Consider the following 15,994-nt stretch of genomic DNA (forward strand, 5'->3'; position numbering starts at 1 on the left):
CCAACGACGCCCTTGCGAATCGGATTCAATTCCCCATGAACAGGGCTTGGTCGGTGGCAAGCACCGACTGGGGTTGCCAGCTTCGCTGGGCAAACCAAAAAAAGGCGTCCATCATTGAACGCCTTTGTTTGTCAGTTGCTCAGCCAAGTCAGTTGCTCAGAGGCTCTTCCGCGTCGCGTTCCTCGTGGGTGTCGTCCCACAAACCGCTCAAACGGTTCACCGCGGCGTGCAGCCGGCTCTTCACGGTTCCAACGGGAATCCCGAGGATTTCAGCCGCTTCGCGATATTTCAGGCCTTGGTAGTAAACCAACTCCACGACCTGCTGCATGGGTTCGCCCAGCGATTCGACCGCTTCGTGAACCCAGCGTCCGTTTTCCTCCTTCGAGGCGGCCGCCAACGGATCCGTCATCGCACCTTCCAACTTTTCGGACCAGCTACCGCCGCGGTCATCTTCTTGGCCGCTGGCGGGACGATCCAGACTCACCATGCGGTGACGCTTGTTGCGACGCTGCACATCGATGGCTTGGTTGGTGGCGATCGCGTACAGCCATGGTCGAAAGCGGCGGGTCAGGTCGAACTGGTTGCACTTCAGGTGAACCTGCAAAAAGGTACCCTGAAAGGCGTCTTCGGCCATTTCCGCGTTGCCGATGTAGCGACGCAAATAGGCGTAAATTTCACGCTCATAGCGACGCATCAGAGTTTCGTAGATATCACGACGACCACTGGCACGATATTTCGCGACCAATTGCTCGTCGGATTGTTCGGCGATGGGAGTCTGTTCAGCGATGGGTTCGTTGGTGAGGACGTTTCCCGCATCCACCTTCGAATCAGCGATCGCTGCGGAGGTTGAAAAGTTCATGGAGGGATCGATCTCAAAAGAGTATGAGTAGCACCCAGTCTACTTACCAATGCGTCATCACGAGGCATCAACCGCCGCACGAAACACAAAAACTGCAAACCAAGGCGATGAGTGGGAGGGCCGCTAAGGCAACTTAAACAACCCTTGAACCGCACCAAGGGAACCCAAGGCAACATGCGTATTATCGCTAATCCGGCAAAGTTGTCAAAGTCATCTTCGCGTCGAATTCATATCCTGCCCAATTGGCAGGCAACGAATTCAGTACTCCATAGAAGGCAATTCGCGTTCCAGGCCGCTTGCAATCGTCGCAACAGTCGAGCGGGTTGGTCCGATTGTTCCGGAATTACCGAATGTTTCGCGGAAGTTGTGCCGATAACTCCGCCTGGAACGGTTTCTTCGTTCGAGTTGGAAGCTCCTTTTCGCAGTGCTGCCCCCCGTATTGGCGGCAGTTTTCTCCGAAAACGACTTTTTACTCGGTCCACGGCGGAACGGTCCACAACGGCGAGAGGCCGAGAGATTGGCGGATGGACACTTAGAAATCCGCTGGATCAACGCCTTCACCGCCACAGGACATTTTTATGGCTGGGCGTTCCCGTGAGACACGGGACCCCCGGGGGGATTTTGGGGTCTTTGTGACCGCGGAGACGATTGCAATGCGACGAATTGCCAGGCAAACGAACCAGCAACCCATGATGGCCCAGACCCCCGATCCCCAAAACCAACCCGGACCCAACCAAAGAACCGGACTGCGTGTGACCCTTGAGGACAATGGGATGACGGAATCATTCAGCGAGAGCGTGACGGTTAAATTACGCAAACTTCGAAACTTGGTTTGCGGAGGATTGATCGCCGCCGCAACGGCCACCACGGCGATTGCCGGACCACCCGGCCCCGGCGATGAGATGGACTATGCCGCCAGTGGCTTCATGGTGCCGTCGGGCGTTCGGCCCGCCGCCATGATCGACGGCATGCCCGCCATGCCCACCGGTCAAATGCCCGGTGCACAGTCGATCGCCACCACGTTGCCATCGGCACCGTTGATGATGCCCGGGTACGCACCGAACGGTGTGATGCCCGTGGGTTACCACGGCGGTGGCGGCTTCCTCGGCGGCGGCTACGCGGCCGGGTGCGACACGATGAACTGCGGCTGCGGCGATTCGGGATGTGCCAGCGGACAATGCGGTGGCAACTTCCAAGGCTTGCTGCCCGCCGTGATGGGCGACTGCTGCGGAGCCTGCGGCGGTGGCGGTTGTGGATCTTGCCTCACCAACGGTGCACTCGGACAAGGCGGCTTGTTGGGCAGCATCAACGACTGTGGACCAGGCAGCACCGACTTCGGCATTCTGGCGTCGCACATCGGCGGTGGTCTCGCCCAACTGTCCGAGTGCTTGCGTCCTTATTCGGAAGCCGGCAAATGTGCCCAGCGATGGTACGACGTTTCGGTCGAAGGCTTGTTCCTGACACAAGACTTGGACGGCTTCAATGACGGTCGTGTGCTGACCAACGATGGCAACTCGGCCGTCGCGGGCGTTGCCGACAACCCCTTGCTGTCACAGAGCGATGTGGGTGCGGACGACCTGGAAGCCGGAGCTCGCATTTCATTCGCCCTAATCTTTGGCCCTGGCTCGAACATCGAGTTCACCTACATGGGCGGCCAGGAATGGGACGGGTACGCCAGCGTGTCCAGCCCGACCAGCAGCCTGCGTTCGATCTACTCTGACTTTGGAAACGCACCGGTCGGCGGCTACGCCAACTTGGCGGACTTCCAAGAAGTCATCTCGCACGCCGAGTTTGACAGCTACGAAATCAACTACCGCCGCCGAACCGTGGGGCCATACTGCCGCTTCCAAGGTTCGTGGTTGGTCGGTCTGCGTCACGTCGTGTTCGACAACGGTTTCGCATTCAACGGTTCGGGGACTCCCGGATCCAACATTGCCAACTTCGTCCAAGACTACGATTTGGAAAACCGCTACTTCGGCCCGCAAGCCGGTGTGGATTTCTGGTGGAACGCTCGACCAGGCATTCAACTGGGTGCGGAAGTCAAAGGGGCTTGGGTCCAGAACGACTTCGGTCAACGAGCCACCATTGGTTCGACCGACACGGGGGCCTTGCCCGTGGCACAGGCTCAAACGTTTGAAACCGGTGGCCAAGACGGTGCATTCATCTTGGATTTCCAAGCCACCGCCGTGTACCGATTCTCGCACTCACTGTCGCTTCGCGGTTCGTATCACTTGCTGACGATCGACGATGTTGCTTCGGCACCGTTGGACAACAGCTTCATCGACGCTTACGAAACCGCCGTGGGTGGTGGTGCAGCCTTGACCGCACCGAGCAGCTCGGAAACCTCGCTGACCCTCAACGGTTTCGCGGCTGGTTTGGAATACATGTGGTGAGCCCACCCGCGAATTTTCGCGACTCACTCAGTTGAATTTGCACAGGGGATCGGCCATCGGGTCGGTCCCCTGTTTGCGTTGCCCACTTCCCCTGGGCACGCTAATCTTGCGGCATGGATGCCATCACAAAAGACCTGACCGCGGCACAGGCCGAAGCGGTCCAGCACATCGACGGACCTCTGCTGATCATCGCCGGTCCCGGCAGTGGGAAAACCCGCGTCGTAACTCACCGCATCGCACACATGCTGCACAGCGGCATTCGTCCCTGGCAGATCGCGGCGCTGACGTTCACTAACAAAGCCGCCGACGAAATGCGGATGCGAGTCAATCTGCTCGCGCCCAACCAACCCGTTTGGATGGGAACGTTTCACCGTTTTTGCGCACAGCAACTGCGGCGATACGCATCAATGATCGGCTTGTCGGAAAACTACTCGATCTACGACACGTCGGACTCCAAAGCCGCGATGAAACGCGCCATCGCGGCGGCGGGAGTTTCGACCAGCCATACTTCTCCAGAAGCCATCGCGTCGGCAATTTCCAACGCGAAAAATCGGCTGATCACTCCGGAGATCATGTCGCAACAATCCAGCCGCGCCGGCGACACGATCGCCGCGAAAGTCTATCCGGTCTACCAGCAACAATTGCTGACGGCCAACGCCGTTGACTTTGATGATCTGCTGTTCCACTTCGCTCGGTTGCTGCGCGAAAATCCAGAAGTTCGTTCGAACCTGGATGAGAAGCTGAAGTACATCATGGTCGACGAGTACCAAGACACCAACTTGGCTCAATACGCCATTGTTCGCGCTCTCTCGGTCGACCATCCGAACTTGGCCGTCACCGGCGACCCGGACCAATCGGTTTACGGTTGGCGCGGAGCCGACCTGAACAACATCCTCGATTTCGAGAAGGATTACCCCAACGTCAAAACGGTGAGGCTGGAACAGAACTACCGCAGCACACCAGAGATCCTTCGCGTTGCCGACCAACTGATTCGCCACAACCGACGTCGCAAACAGAAGAACCTGTTCACCGACAATCCAACCGGCGACGCGGTGGTCTTGCGACAGTTCGAAGACGGCTACAAAGAAGCCGATGGCATCGCGGACGAGATCGCCAGCCAAATGATCGCCGGCAACGCGGAACCTCGCGACTTCGCGATCATGTGTCGCATGAACGCCCTGACGCGTTCGATCGAACACTCACTGCGTAATCGCGGAATCCCTTACCAAATCGTCAACGGGCTGGAGTTCTACCAACGCAAAGAGATCAAAGATCTGCTGGCCTATCTGCACCTGATCAACAACCCGGCTCACGATGTCGCACTGCAACGTGTGATCAACACGCCCACGCGAGGCATCGGTGCGAAGACCTTGGAACGCCTGCAAAACTTTGCCGACGCCCATCGCATCCCGATGTTGGAAGCCGCTCGCCGTGCTTCGGAAATCGACTCGCTCTCCAAGCGTGCGAAGACGTTGGTCGGTACCTTCATCAAGCTCTACGATCGACTGTCCATCAAAGCCACCGCGACGCTCGAAGACCTGCTGCGTTACTTGATCGAAGAGATTCAATTCGTTCCCTATCTCGAACGAACCACGCCGGAACAACAAGACAACAACCCCATCGCCAACGTCGACGAATTCATTTCCGCGGCGGTGGAGTTCGATCAAATGCATCCCGAGGACGGTTCGCTGGAAGCCTTCCTCGAACAAGTGGCGCTCGTGTCAGACACCGATGCGTTTGAAGATTCAAACAATCGCGTGACACTGATGACGATGCACGCGGCAAAGGGTCTGGAATTCCCTCGCGTGTTCGTGATCGCGGTAGAAGACAACTTGCTGCCGCACCGCCGCAGCAAGGATGACGAGACTCAACTCGAGGAAGAACGACGCTTGTTCTTTGTCGGCATCACCCGCGCGGAGAAGTGGCTGCAAATCAGCTACGCCAAACTGCGAAGCTTTCGCGGCGAGAACCAACCGGCCATCCCCAGCATGTTCCTGGGCGAATTGCCGCGTGATGAGATGCAGGTCATCGAAGTCAAAGGCCAACGAGATTTCTTTGACGACGCTTACGACGATGAGTACCCCGACTCATGGGACTTGGTCCAGGAACCCGCCGCGGTGACCGACAGTGGTCCCGCAGGACAAACGGATGTTCTCGATGGCCCACGCATCATTCCGATGACGGACCAATCCGCGATTCCGGATCTTTATCACGACGATGTCCCTCAACCGAAAAAGAAAGCCAAGGTCTCCATCCAAGCCGAATTGAAAACAGCCAGCGACCTGTTGCAATCCGGAACGACACCGCTGGGTGCCTACCGCGAAGGCAGCACGGTTCGTCATGCGGAATACGGCGAAGGAACCATCGTCGCCCTGACAGGCAAAGGTCCCAAACGCACGGCCAAAATCCAATTCGAAGAGACCGAGGAAACGTTCCGCCTGGCGTTCGCGAAAATTGAATTGGTCGAGCGTTAGCGACCCGTTTCGTCGTCAACTCCGCGAGCTCGACGCACTTCAACCTCTCTTTGGTGGAACAGAAGGCGACGATCCCAAACGGTTGCGATCAGAAGTCATTGGCGGGCGATCTCTGAGCACAGTCATTAGGTGGTTATCGATGAAGTCTTCTTTTCTTCTCTGCCCGGTTTCCAAACAGGAATCCCGAACATGAACTTCCGCGCCACGCTTTGCGCCGCACTGCTTTCCACCATCGCAGGATCCACCGCCATGACAACTCACGTATCCGCGGACGACGCCTCGACCTTGTCCGATCAACTTCAAGAAACCGCCACCAACGCGTCCAAACGTTACCCAGCCGAAGTGTTGAAAACGTTCCAATCCGGAATCGACAGCGTTCGCGCGACTGGCATCGAAGAATCCGCCAAACAGGTCGGCGATCAAGCTGCTGACGCGACGTTGAAAGGATGGGACGAAGAGTCCGTCACTCTCAGCGAAGTCTGGAAAGAAAACCCCGTGATCTTGATGTGGTACCGGGGTGGATGGTGTCCTTATTGCAACCTGCAACTTCGTGCGATGCAAAAACAACTGGACGCAATTGAAGGTGCCGGCGCCAAGCTGGTCGTTTTGACGCCTGAGTTGCCTGAAAAAGCCAAAGAGACCGCCGAGAGTAACGACCTCAACATGCTCGTCTTGCATGACGCCAACAACGAGCTAGCCAAGAAATTTGGCATCGTCTTTCAGCTTCCCGAGTCGATCCTTCCGATCTACCGTGACAAGTTGCAACTTGCCAAAGTCAACGGCAACGATGCGATGGAATTGCCGTTGGCGGCCACCTACGTGATCAACACGGACGGCGAGATCACCTACGCGTTCCTGGATGCGGATTACAAGAAGCGAGCGGAACCCGCCGAAGTTGTTGCCGCGGTGAAACAACTGCAGTAGGCAAACTCAAAGCAAAGATCAGCGCAAACAAAACGCACCGGCGAGAAAGTTCGTCGGTGCGTTTTTCGTTTCGTTGTCGAGCGTCGTTGGCTCAGGCGGTCAAATCGGTCAACTGTTTGACCTCTTCGTCGGTGAACTGATTTTCCAAACGAGCGCCCATCTGCGCGACCACGCGAGCTGCGGCGTGGGAGGCGAGGTGCCCGGCTTGCCGCCAATCCAGTCCATTGGTGATGCCATACAGAATGCCGCCGGCATACATGTCACCGGCACCGGTCGTGTCAATCGCTTTGACCTTCACGCCCTCGACAGGGATCGCTTCGCCGCCATGCATCAGGATTGAACCGTTGGCCCCCAACGTCATCGCAACGTTTTCTGCCGATTCGTGAATCTTGTTGGCACAAGCGATCGGGTCCTCCAACCCGGTCAAACTCTTGGCTTCCTCTTCGTTGCAGAAAAACAAATCGACTGGCCCGCGAATCAGGTCCCACATCTCGTCCTTCATGATGTTGACGAGGAAAGGATCCGATGCGGTGAAAGCGACTTTGACGTTGTTCTTTTTGGCCAGTTCGATCGCTTTGTACGCCGCCGCTTTGGTTTGCTCTCCCATGAAGAGATAGCCTTCGATGTAGATGTACTTGCTGGCGGCGATCACGTCTTCGTCGATATCAGCCTCGGATAACTTGGTCGATGCCGCGAGGTTTGTCAGCATCGTTCGCTGAGCATCCTCGGTGATCAAGACCGCGCAGGTGCCCGTGGGCGAGTTCGGTTGTGGGTCGACATCAATCGTCACCCCCAAGGCTCGCAAATCCTGGAGGAAGAACTCGCCGGTTTCGTCGTCGCCAATCTTCCCCACGAAGGCCGCTTTCCCGCCGAAGTCCGCCACCGCGGCAATCGTATTCGCGGCCGAACCACCGGCACAGCGCGACAACGAGGGCAGATCAAAGCGGCTTAGAATCCCAGCCTGTTTCTCGTCGTCGACCAGCGTCATGATCCCTTTGTCGAGTTCCAATTCGGTGATCAGGTCGTCAGCGACCACCGTCTGAATGTCAACGAGAGCATTGCCAACCGCGTAAACGTCGTGCGTCATCAATAGTAACCAAGGTGAGAGAAACAGCTCATTCGTGGCAGCCGACCCACCCGTTTCGGGACCATGCGTCAACTGCTTCGGCTCGCAGTGTAACGAGACGCCGCTTCTCTGCTAACCAGCGTCCACTGGCCAGCGTCCACCAACCAGTATCCACGTCATCAGCACGTATACTGATCCGTGTCAGCCCCTCCCCAACCCCCACCTGATCATGCATCCATTCACAACACGCATTCTCACATTTGCCTGCCTGTTTGCGTCACTGTTGGCAACGACTTTTTTCACAGCACCCGCCCGGGGGCAGTACGATCCGCATCCCGCCGACGTGGGCTACCAACAAGACTATCGCAATCAATTTCATTTCAGTCCAAAGACGGAATGGATGAACGATATCAACGCATTGATCTACGCCGACGGCAAATACCACATGCTCTATCAATGGGGCAAAGCGATTCGGCACGGTGGCTACGCAACCAGCCCTGACCTGTTGCACTGGAATGATCGAGGCGTCGCACTGATTCCTCAGGAATCGTTTCTACCAGCGGAAGTCAAACGCAACGTCAGCGGAGCCCAGGTTTACTCCGGCAGCGGTGTGCTGATCTCGGGACAGACGGCTGAAAAGATCACCGGTTCCACGGCCGAAGCGATGGTGATGATCTACACGGGGACCAAGTCGGGAACCTGTCTTGCCTGGAGCAACGACGGGGGCGAATCGTGGCACGATTACCCCGGCAACCCGGTCGCGAATCGCACGCAAGGTGCCGACCCACGCGATCCGTGTGTGATCTATCACCAACCAACCCAATCGTGGGTGATGGCACTGTACGAGAATGGCACCACTTTCTACGGTTCCAACGATTTGGTGAACTGGAAGAAACTCAGCAACATCGACTTTGGCTTTGAATGCCCCGACCTCTTCGAGTTGCCGTTGGATGGCAATCCCGACCAAATGAAGTGGGTTTTGCACGACGCGAACGGGTCGTACTTGGTCGGACAATTCGATGGCGTTCGCTTCACCCCGGAACAAGACGTTCTGGTGATGGATGTGGGTCCAGACTTCTACGCCGGACAAACGTTCTTCCGTCCCAACCTGCCCTCAGGCGACGTGATCCAAATCGCTTGGAACGACCACTGGAACGGAGGCATTGGCGAGAGTCCCTGGGAACGCAACGCAACCTTCCCGGTCAAAATTGGCTTGGTCACCTACAACGGCAAAATGCGAGTGACTCGCACGCCGATCCGGCGGATCTCTGACCTCTACGAGACAACACTTGCCTGGAAGAACGAAACCATCGGCCCAAAGACTTCGAGCAACCAAGTCTTGAGTGGCGTTCAAGCGGAAGCCTTTGACTTGACGGCAACGTTCGATTTGAACGAGACGACCGCGAAACGGGTCACGTTTCAAATTGCGAACAAGGAAATCACCTACGACATCGAGGCCCAAACGCTGCTCGGGAAACCGCTTCGACCGGACGCCAACCAGCAACTGACTCTTCGAATGCTGGTCGATTGGAGCACGCTCGAAATTTTCGCGGCCGGCGGAGTCTTCTCCTACAGCGAACAGTTCGCATTCACACCCGATGACGAAAGCGTCGCCGTCTTCACCGACGGCGGCCAAGTGAAACTGAAATCGCTGGAACTGCATCCGATCAAGAGCATCTGGTGACTTCCGCCCCGTTGCGATCGGGAGATCGCGACACGGCATTCAGTCGGTGAATAGGCTCGACAAACTTGCATCAAACTGGCCTCGCGTGAGCACGGTGGGCACACCGGCGGCGCGAGCTTTCTTCAAGCGATCGACTTGGACGTGCGGACCATACGCGATCACGCTGGCATCCGGACAGATGCGTGAAACCGTGGGCATCAAATCCGCGACCACGCCGTTTCGCGTGGACAGGTCGACGATCACCCAGCCAATGTCCTCGTCGGGTTCTTCCGGCAAACGTCCCGCGAATGCGAAGTTCTTGCCGGCTGTTTCACAGGCGGCACGGACTCGGGAAGCGAAAATCAAATCGCCGGTGAGGAACAATACAGTGGATTTCATAGCTCGATTTGGTCGATAGACGAGGTGCTAGGATCAAGGAAGAATGAGCGAGAACGCCACCCAAGACAAGCCGACCGAAGAAGCCGAAGCTCCCGCGTCCAACACGTATCGGGAGAAGGTGCTGAACATCCGCACGATCGTCAACGTGACGCTGGCGGAAAAGAAGGAACCTTTGAAAACGATCTTGTCGCTGGTTCCTGGGTCCATGCTGACCTTTGATGTCAGTTGCGACCAACCGCTGGAATTGCGAGCCGGCGGGCACCCGATCGCCACCGGTGAAACGGTCAAGATCGGCGACAAGTTCGGCCTGCGAATTCGCGAAATTGGCGTCCCACAAGAAGACTGATTCAGTTGGGCGTCAGGCAAGGCCTGACCTACGGATGGGATGAAACGTAGGTTGGCCACTCTTGGCCGACGACTGTGGCCAGGCCCGCCCAACGAAGCCGTCGGGCGGGCCAATATCACAAGACAGGTCGTCAGGCGGGGCCTGACCTACGGGTCTTGTCCGGAATCGACGTCATTTGCTTTCCAGCGATTTGCCGAAGAACAAGGCTTTGTCGATGTGGAAAATGCCAGACCCTTCCAAGCCGATCTTGATGTATTGAGCCTTGGTGCCTTCGGGCAACTCCACATTCCATTCGGCTTTTGGACCTTCGCTCTTCCAGACTTGCGTCCATTGCTCCCCGTCCATCGACGTCCAAACCGCCAAACCTTTCGCTCGATCGTAAAACGCTTTGTCACGACGGTTCGTGATCGTTCCGCGAATCAATTTGGCGGGATTGGCCAGTCGAATGACCACCGCCGGATTGGTCTCCGGTTGATTGGAGTGAATCGCGAATGTTTCTCGTCGATCACCTTCGCCGCTGAGCAAGTGACGTGCTTCGCGATTCCACTGCGACGGCCAATTGCCGGGCACTAAGATCATTGAATCACGAGTCACTTCCATCCACTCACCGTCTTTGCGAAGTGGGAAATCCGAATTGGGATCGGTGGCGACCCAATCACCGGTCAAAAACGCCAACAGATCCAAGAACTCACTCGGAGCAACGGTCTCGGTCAAACCTTCGGGCATGCTGCTCGCCTTCATCGGTTTGCGAATCTCAATATCGTCCTTGAGGATCTCTTTTGTTTTCCCGTCAGCGATCCCAAGTGTGATCGTTTCTTCGTCCTCCTTCAGGATGAAGCCACCGATTGCTTCGCCATCGAACGTCAAGATCATGACGGTCTCGTAGCCTTTGGCGATCTCCTCGTTGGGCCACACAATCGAACGAATGATGTGCTCCTTCGACATCCGCATTCCGATGTCGGTCAAGTTGGGACCAAACTCTTTGCCAAGCTTGCCGTGCTGGTGACAGGCTGAACAAACTCGCTCAAACACCTTGGCTCCGTTAGAAGCACTGCCACGCGATGCGGCGACCACTTTCTGCAGCGCGGCCAATTGTTCGTCTTGTTCCGCATCCACATCGGCCAGCGTCTTCAGCGGGCGATACACTTCAGCGCCCGGCCCGGACATGATTTTGTACTCTTTCAAATACTCCGCTGCGTTCTCCGGAAGCGACGCGACCAACTCTTGGATCTCAGGGGTGTTGCCATCCCAGTGTTGCGACAGAGCCGACATCGTGTGTTCCAACACATACGCCACCCATTTGTCATCGGGCTGATCGATGCCAGCCAACGCGACACGCACTCCAACCGGGTGATTCAGCAAACTCGCCGCACGGACACTTTCCAAACGCACGCGAGGATGTTCGTCGCGACCGGCATCCAGCAAGAACTGAACGAACGGAAGCTCGACCGACAATTCAATTTGCTCGGCGGAGTTCGCTTGTTCGTTTCCGGACAAGAAACGCCATTCGTTCGCCACCACGTGAGTTGCTGCGGCACGTTGTTGGAAATTCCCTTCTGCGAGTACTTTCTTGGCAACTTCTAAGTCCACGTTGTGGAAGTGTTCTTGCAACCAAAGCACTTCCAACGCGGACTCAGCGGATGGGTTGTCTTTCATCCATTGCGAAGCCGCCGCCTTCACTTCGTCCACCGGACGTTCGCGAAGAGCGCGGCGGGCGCGATAGCGAGTACGGGTCTCATACGCCAACAACTGATCCATCACCTCGATGGTGGGCAGTCCCGTTTGGGTGACCACGTCCAACATCGGACGGTCCTTGTGCCACATTCGATAGATCCGACCGTGTTCGTGATCTCGATTGGGGTCACGCTGCGAGTACTGCATGTGGCCGATCAATGCGTTGCACCAATCTCCAAACCACAACGCTCCATCGGGACCGATTTTGGGATCCACCGGACGGAAGAACATGTCGGTGCTGGAAAGCAGGTCGTCGGTTCGCTCACCGGTAAGTCCCGCCTCGTCGTCCTGATCTCGCAACTCGAACGCGGGCATGCCGTGCATGTTGATCACGCAGGCGTAGATCAAACGATTGCGGTATTCCTCGGGGAACTGACGCGATCGCAGAATCTCGTTCCCGGCCGCCGGACGAATGCCATGGTTGTTGAAGATCGGCTCCAACGTCTTTCGCGAACGGACCTCGCCACCGGAAAGAGCATTGGTCCAGTGGTGCTGAGCGTTGGTGCCGTCACCGATGATCCCGTTGCCGAAACGATCAAACACCAAACACCACGGGTTGTATTGCCCCGGCGTGCGGAAGTGGGTCAAACGCAGGCTTTCCAAATCCCATACATAGCTGCCGGATGAACCGACATTGCGAACGGGGCCCCACGGTGTTTCGACCGTGCTGGTCATCGCGATGCCTTCCTGCATGTGCAGTCGACCACCGTTGGAATATTCCCACGCACCCATCGCATGGTGAGTGTCGTCCGTTCCGATGCCGTCCAACACGTGAGTGACTTCGTCTGCGACGTCGTCCCCATCGGTGTCTCGCAAAAACAAAATGTGCGGTTCGTCGATCACCAACACACCGTCTTTGTAAAACTCAAATCCGGTGGGACAGATCAACTTGTCATAGAACGGTTTGCACTGGTCCGCTTTGCCATCGCCGTCGGTGTCCTCGAAGATCAGCAACCGGTCACTGGGGCGGCTCTTGCCCGGCAACCATTGCGGATAGTTGACCATGCACGACACCCACAATCGTCCTCGCTGATCGAACGCAATTTGGGTTGGATTCGCCAATTCAGGAAAGTCTGCTTCGCTCGCGAAACACTGAACCTCAAATCCCTCCGGAATGGTCATTTGAGCAATGGATTCTTCCGGCGTTGGATAGTCCAAAGTGGTGGGTTCTCGCATTTCACGAAACGAATCGCTTCGCGAACCGAACATGGTTTCGGGAATGAAGACCTCGCCGGTGGCGGAATCATCGACTTCGTCCGGAACGGATTTCCCCGCGGCCATGTCCCACAAGTATTGGTCTCGAACGGCGACCATTTTGCGGATCTTCTTGAACTCACCGGGAAAGGTTTCCGTGTCCCAAGTGCGGCGACCGCCGTAGACGTACCAACCGTTCAGCATTCGATAATCTTGCTGGTGCAACCAGTCTTTATCGTTCACCACCTGACGCATCTTCTCGAATCGTTCTGCGCCGACTTGTGGGCCGGCCTGATCAAACAACGCCGCATCGATCAACAGAGCAACGACTTCATCGCCGGCTTCGTTCAGGTGCATACCGTTGACCGTGTACTGGCATCCGGCTTCCTCCTGAAACAGTTCCGCCGTGGGTGTGAAAACGTCAATGACTTTCAGTTCTCGCTGCTCGCCGACTCGTTTGACCGCATCCGCATAAGCTGCCAAGTAGCGGTTGTGACGCGAACCATCGGGCTGCAGCGGGTTGCCGCTGGGTTCAAACGCGATGGGCGTGACCAAAGCGAACTGCGCCGGACGCCCTTCTTCGGAAAACATCTTGGCCAAACGATCCAAGTAAGCGTGGTAGTCCGATTCAAATTTCGCGATTTGTTCGGGCGACTCCCCCGCGAACGATTCGTTCATGCCGAAGAAGCACAGAAACGCTTGCGGCGCGAACACGCGAAACGGATCATCGATGACCGTGTAATTCCCCGGCCGAATTTGTTGCGACACTTCATCAGCGGGCCAACCAAAGTTGCGAACCACCAAAGGGTTTTGGGCAGTTCGCAAATGCAACATGGTTTCCAAATGCCCGTACAGACTCATTCGCTGAGCCGTCCCGTTGCCAACAAACGCCAATCGGGTCTTGGCTGGCAAAGAAGCCGGATCCATCGCGTCGGCATTGGAGGAAGCGTTGGCGACGACCAGCAGGCCGACGATCACCAACGAAGCGCCCCGAAACAAACGGGAGTGAGCCTGGACAGGAGTCGTCTTGGAAAACGTGGCTGCAGGAGCCATTTCACACGAATGAGAAAACGTCTTGGAACGCGAAAACGCGACCGATTTCATGAAACGCATTGAGAGAGCGGGAGTTTTGAATGGAAGGAGTCAGAGGTGGGAAGGCGATTTCCGGAACGGCTCGTTGATTTTACCGGAGGTTGGCCACTGCTGGCCGACGACAGCGACGTGAACAGGCGTAAATGCCCATCCTACGTCCGCCGAATTACAACCGTGGAATCTCGTGCCGTCAAAAAACCGACACGCCGGGAACGGGAATCGCTATGGATTCGTAATGTAGCAGATGTCACCTGATCTTCTTGCCATCTTGGCAGGGATTCACTCTTTCACTGGCCCACCCTTTTGCCAATGTTTTTTCGTCTCCTCGCGTTGTTGATCGTTGTGCCGTTCGTCGAGTTGGTGCTGTTGCTCCGACTGGCTGACGCGACCAGTTGGTTGACCACGTTGATGATTGTCGTGGTCACCGGAATCATCGGCTCGTTCCTCGCCCGCCGTGAAGGCTTGGCGACTTGGTTCCGTTTTCAATCGGCGATGTCCCAAGGCAAAATGCCAAGCCGCGAAATTCAGGATGGTCTGATGATTGCTTTCGCGGCCGCGTTGTTGCTGACGCCCGGTTTGCTCACCGACGCACTTGGTTTCACCTTGTTAACGCCTCCCGGTCGCCGACTGATCGGTGGCTACTTGCGACGTCGCTTCGCGGGACGGTTTCAAATGCACACATTCGGTGGCGGTTCGCCTCATGCACAGTCGGGCCCAACCAGCCCGCATGACGATTCATCTCATGCGGCGACGGGCGGTTCACCATGGGGCGGTTCCAACGGGCAGCGAGCCAGCGGTTCACGCGATACGATTGACTCGCCGCACTTTGAACCTAAGCACTCCTCGTCGTCCTGAAGCTCTGCTCCGTGAACTCATCCAGCGCATCCTCCCCTTCGCTCGCTGACAAACTTTTCTCTCGCCAACCATTGGCACCATCCGAACTTTCCGTCCCACCGGAACAATCGGATCGCGTCATCGCGAAGCCAATGGACTTATCCGACGTCCGTTGCGTGTTGCTGGATGTTTACGGAACACTGGTGATCAGCGGCAGCGGTGATGTTGGAACCGCGGATGATTCCCAGCAAGACGCCGCCAATCGTTGGATCATTGAATCAGCACGTGAGGCTGGTATCGAAAACTTGAATGGACTGCCCACGGCGGAACAGATCCGCAACGAGATCATCACGACCAACGAGGCCGCTCGCTTCGAGACGAACCCCAAACCGGAAGTCGACATCACTCGCGTCTGGCAAAGGGTGTTGAAAGCGAATGATCGCCGTGATTTGGCGTCGAATCCAAATTTTTTCGTGCCCTTGATCTGCGGCGTTGAAGGTCGAGCCAACCCGGTTTGGCCGATGCCCGGTGCCCTTCACGCGTTGCACGCAATGAAGCGTTCGGAAAAACGCCTGGGGATCGTCAGTAACGCTCAGTTTTACACTCCGTTGATCGTCGAAGATCTGCTGTCGGCGCGACATTCGGATGACTCACACGCGCAGCAGCCACCTGCGGACACGCAAGCGGTTGGGGCTGATCTGTCGTCCGTGTTCGATCTCAACGCGTGTCATTTTTCCTATCGCTACCGAGCCGCGAAGCCTGGGCCACTGCTGTTTGATCGTGCGACACGTCATCTGAGAACGCTGGGCATCGCTCCCGAACAGACGCTCTACGTCGGCAATGACATGCTGAACGACGTGTGGGCGGCACAGCAGTTTGGTTTGCGAACCGCGTTGTTCGCTGGTGACGGACGAAGCCTGCGTTTGCGACTCGACGACCCACGCTGCCAGAAATGTTTGCCCGACATGGTGCTGACACACTGGGATCAGATAGTAGAGTGTTTGTGAGAGAACGTT

11 protein-coding genes are annotated in these 15,994 nt (G+C 56.7%); 7 read left to right on the top strand and 4 right to left on the bottom strand.

Annotated features, from left to right (window positions below; translation table 11 throughout):
- Positions 1-148 precede the first annotated feature (148 nt).
- Positions 149-859 (bottom strand): RNA polymerase sigma factor, encoded by a 711-nt coding sequence (locus tag LOC70_RS08580; protein ID WP_230253201.1) that lies wholly within the window; start codon positions 857-859, stop codon positions 149-151.
- 689 nt (positions 860-1,548) lie between these two features.
- Between LOC70_RS08580 and LOC70_RS08585 the strand changes: the two genes are divergently transcribed.
- The 3 genes from LOC70_RS08585 to LOC70_RS08595 all read left to right on the top strand — a co-directional run bounded on the left by LOC70_RS08585 (position 1,549) and on the right by LOC70_RS08595 (position 6,650).
- Complete coding sequence (locus tag LOC70_RS08585; protein ID WP_230253202.1) at positions 1,549-3,252, top strand: hypothetical protein; 1,704 nt, start codon at positions 1,549-1,551, stop codon at positions 3,250-3,252.
- 113 nt (positions 3,253-3,365) lie between these two features.
- Positions 3,366-5,726, top strand: a complete 2,361-nt coding sequence (locus LOC70_RS08590; RefSeq protein WP_230253203.1) for an ATP-dependent helicase — start codon at positions 3,366-3,368, stop codon at positions 5,724-5,726.
- 249 nt (positions 5,727-5,975) lie between these two features.
- Entirely contained in the window at positions 5,976-6,650 is a 675-nt protein-coding gene (locus tag LOC70_RS08595) for a peroxiredoxin-like family protein (protein ID WP_230253632.1), read from the top strand.
- Positions 6,651-6,741: 91 nt separating this feature from the next.
- Here LOC70_RS08595 and LOC70_RS08600 read toward each other — a convergent pair whose 3' ends face one another.
- Positions 6,742-7,737 carry an adenosine kinase gene (locus LOC70_RS08600; RefSeq protein WP_230253204.1) on the bottom strand — a complete coding sequence of 332 codons (996 nt, stop codon included), beginning with the start codon at positions 7,735-7,737 and terminating at the stop codon, positions 6,742-6,744.
- A gap of 208 nt (positions 7,738-7,945) precedes the next feature.
- Between LOC70_RS08600 and LOC70_RS08605 the strand changes: the two genes are divergently transcribed.
- Entirely contained in the window at positions 7,946-9,400 is a 1,455-nt protein-coding gene (locus tag LOC70_RS08605) for a glycoside hydrolase family 32 protein (protein ID WP_230253205.1), read from the top strand.
- A 39-nt stretch (positions 9,401-9,439) separates the two neighbouring features.
- On the opposite strand, the gene LOC70_RS08610 is transcribed toward LOC70_RS08605, so the two are convergent.
- The gene (locus tag LOC70_RS08610) at positions 9,440-9,778 is read right to left on the bottom strand and encodes a histidine kinase (RefSeq protein WP_230253206.1); all 339 of its coding nucleotides are present in this window, start codon (positions 9,776-9,778) and stop codon (positions 9,440-9,442) included.
- Between the two features lie 43 nt (positions 9,779-9,821).
- Here LOC70_RS08610 and LOC70_RS08615 point away from each other — a divergent pair, with 43 nt between their 5' ends.
- Positions 9,822-10,124 carry a FliM/FliN family flagellar motor switch protein gene (locus tag LOC70_RS08615; protein ID WP_230253207.1) on the top strand — a complete coding sequence of 101 codons (303 nt, stop codon included), beginning with the start codon at positions 9,822-9,824 and terminating at the stop codon, positions 10,122-10,124.
- Between the two features lie 171 nt (positions 10,125-10,295).
- On the opposite strand, the gene LOC70_RS08620 is transcribed toward LOC70_RS08615, so the two are convergent.
- Complete coding sequence (locus LOC70_RS08620; RefSeq protein WP_230253633.1) at positions 10,296-13,979, bottom strand: PVC-type heme-binding CxxCH protein; 3,684 nt, start codon at positions 13,977-13,979, stop codon at positions 10,296-10,298.
- 474 nt (positions 13,980-14,453) lie between these two features.
- Between LOC70_RS08620 and LOC70_RS08625 the strand changes: the two genes are divergently transcribed.
- Both LOC70_RS08625 and LOC70_RS08630 read left to right on the top strand, forming a co-directional pair.
- Positions 14,454-14,999, top strand: a complete 546-nt coding sequence (locus LOC70_RS08625) for an FxsA family protein (protein ID WP_230253208.1) — start codon at positions 14,454-14,456, stop codon at positions 14,997-14,999.
- An 11-nt stretch (positions 15,000-15,010) separates the two neighbouring features.
- Positions 15,011-15,985, top strand: a complete 975-nt coding sequence (locus LOC70_RS08630) for an HAD family hydrolase (protein ID WP_230253209.1) — start codon at positions 15,011-15,013, stop codon at positions 15,983-15,985.
- The last annotated feature ends 9 nt before the right edge of the window (positions 15,986-15,994 follow it).

This window comes from Rhodopirellula halodulae (genome assembly GCF_020966775.1).
GTDB lineage: Bacteria > Planctomycetota > Planctomycetia > Pirellulales > Pirellulaceae > Rhodopirellula > Rhodopirellula halodulae.

Excerpts from the sequence above, each read along its gene's own strand:
- LOC70_RS08580 (WP_230253201.1), bottom strand. The coding sequence starts at position 859 with ATGAACTTTTCAACCTCCGCAGCGATCGCTGATTCGAAGGTGGATGCG.
- LOC70_RS08585 (WP_230253202.1), top strand. The coding sequence starts at position 1,549 with ATGATGGCCCAGACCCCCGATCCCCAAAACCAACCCGGACCCAACCAA.
- LOC70_RS08590 (WP_230253203.1), top strand. The coding sequence starts at position 3,366 with ATGGATGCCATCACAAAAGACCTGACCGCGGCACAGGCCGAAGCGGTC.
- LOC70_RS08595 (WP_230253632.1), top strand. The coding sequence starts at position 5,976 with ATGACAACTCACGTATCCGCGGACGACGCCTCGACCTTGTCCGATCAA.
- LOC70_RS08600 (WP_230253204.1), bottom strand. The coding sequence starts at position 7,737 with ATGACGCACGACGTTTACGCGGTTGGCAATGCTCTCGTTGACATTCAG.
- LOC70_RS08605 (WP_230253205.1), top strand. The coding sequence starts at position 7,946 with ATGCATCCATTCACAACACGCATTCTCACATTTGCCTGCCTGTTTGCG.
- LOC70_RS08610 (WP_230253206.1), bottom strand. The coding sequence starts at position 9,778 with ATGAAATCCACTGTATTGTTCCTCACCGGCGATTTGATTTTCGCTTCC.
- LOC70_RS08615 (WP_230253207.1), top strand. The coding sequence starts at position 9,822 with ATGAGCGAGAACGCCACCCAAGACAAGCCGACCGAAGAAGCCGAAGCT.
- LOC70_RS08620 (WP_230253633.1), bottom strand. The coding sequence starts at position 13,979 with ATGGATCCGGCTTCTTTGCCAGCCAAGACCCGATTGGCGTTTGTTGGC.
- LOC70_RS08625 (WP_230253208.1), top strand. The coding sequence starts at position 14,454 with ATGTTTTTTCGTCTCCTCGCGTTGTTGATCGTTGTGCCGTTCGTCGAG.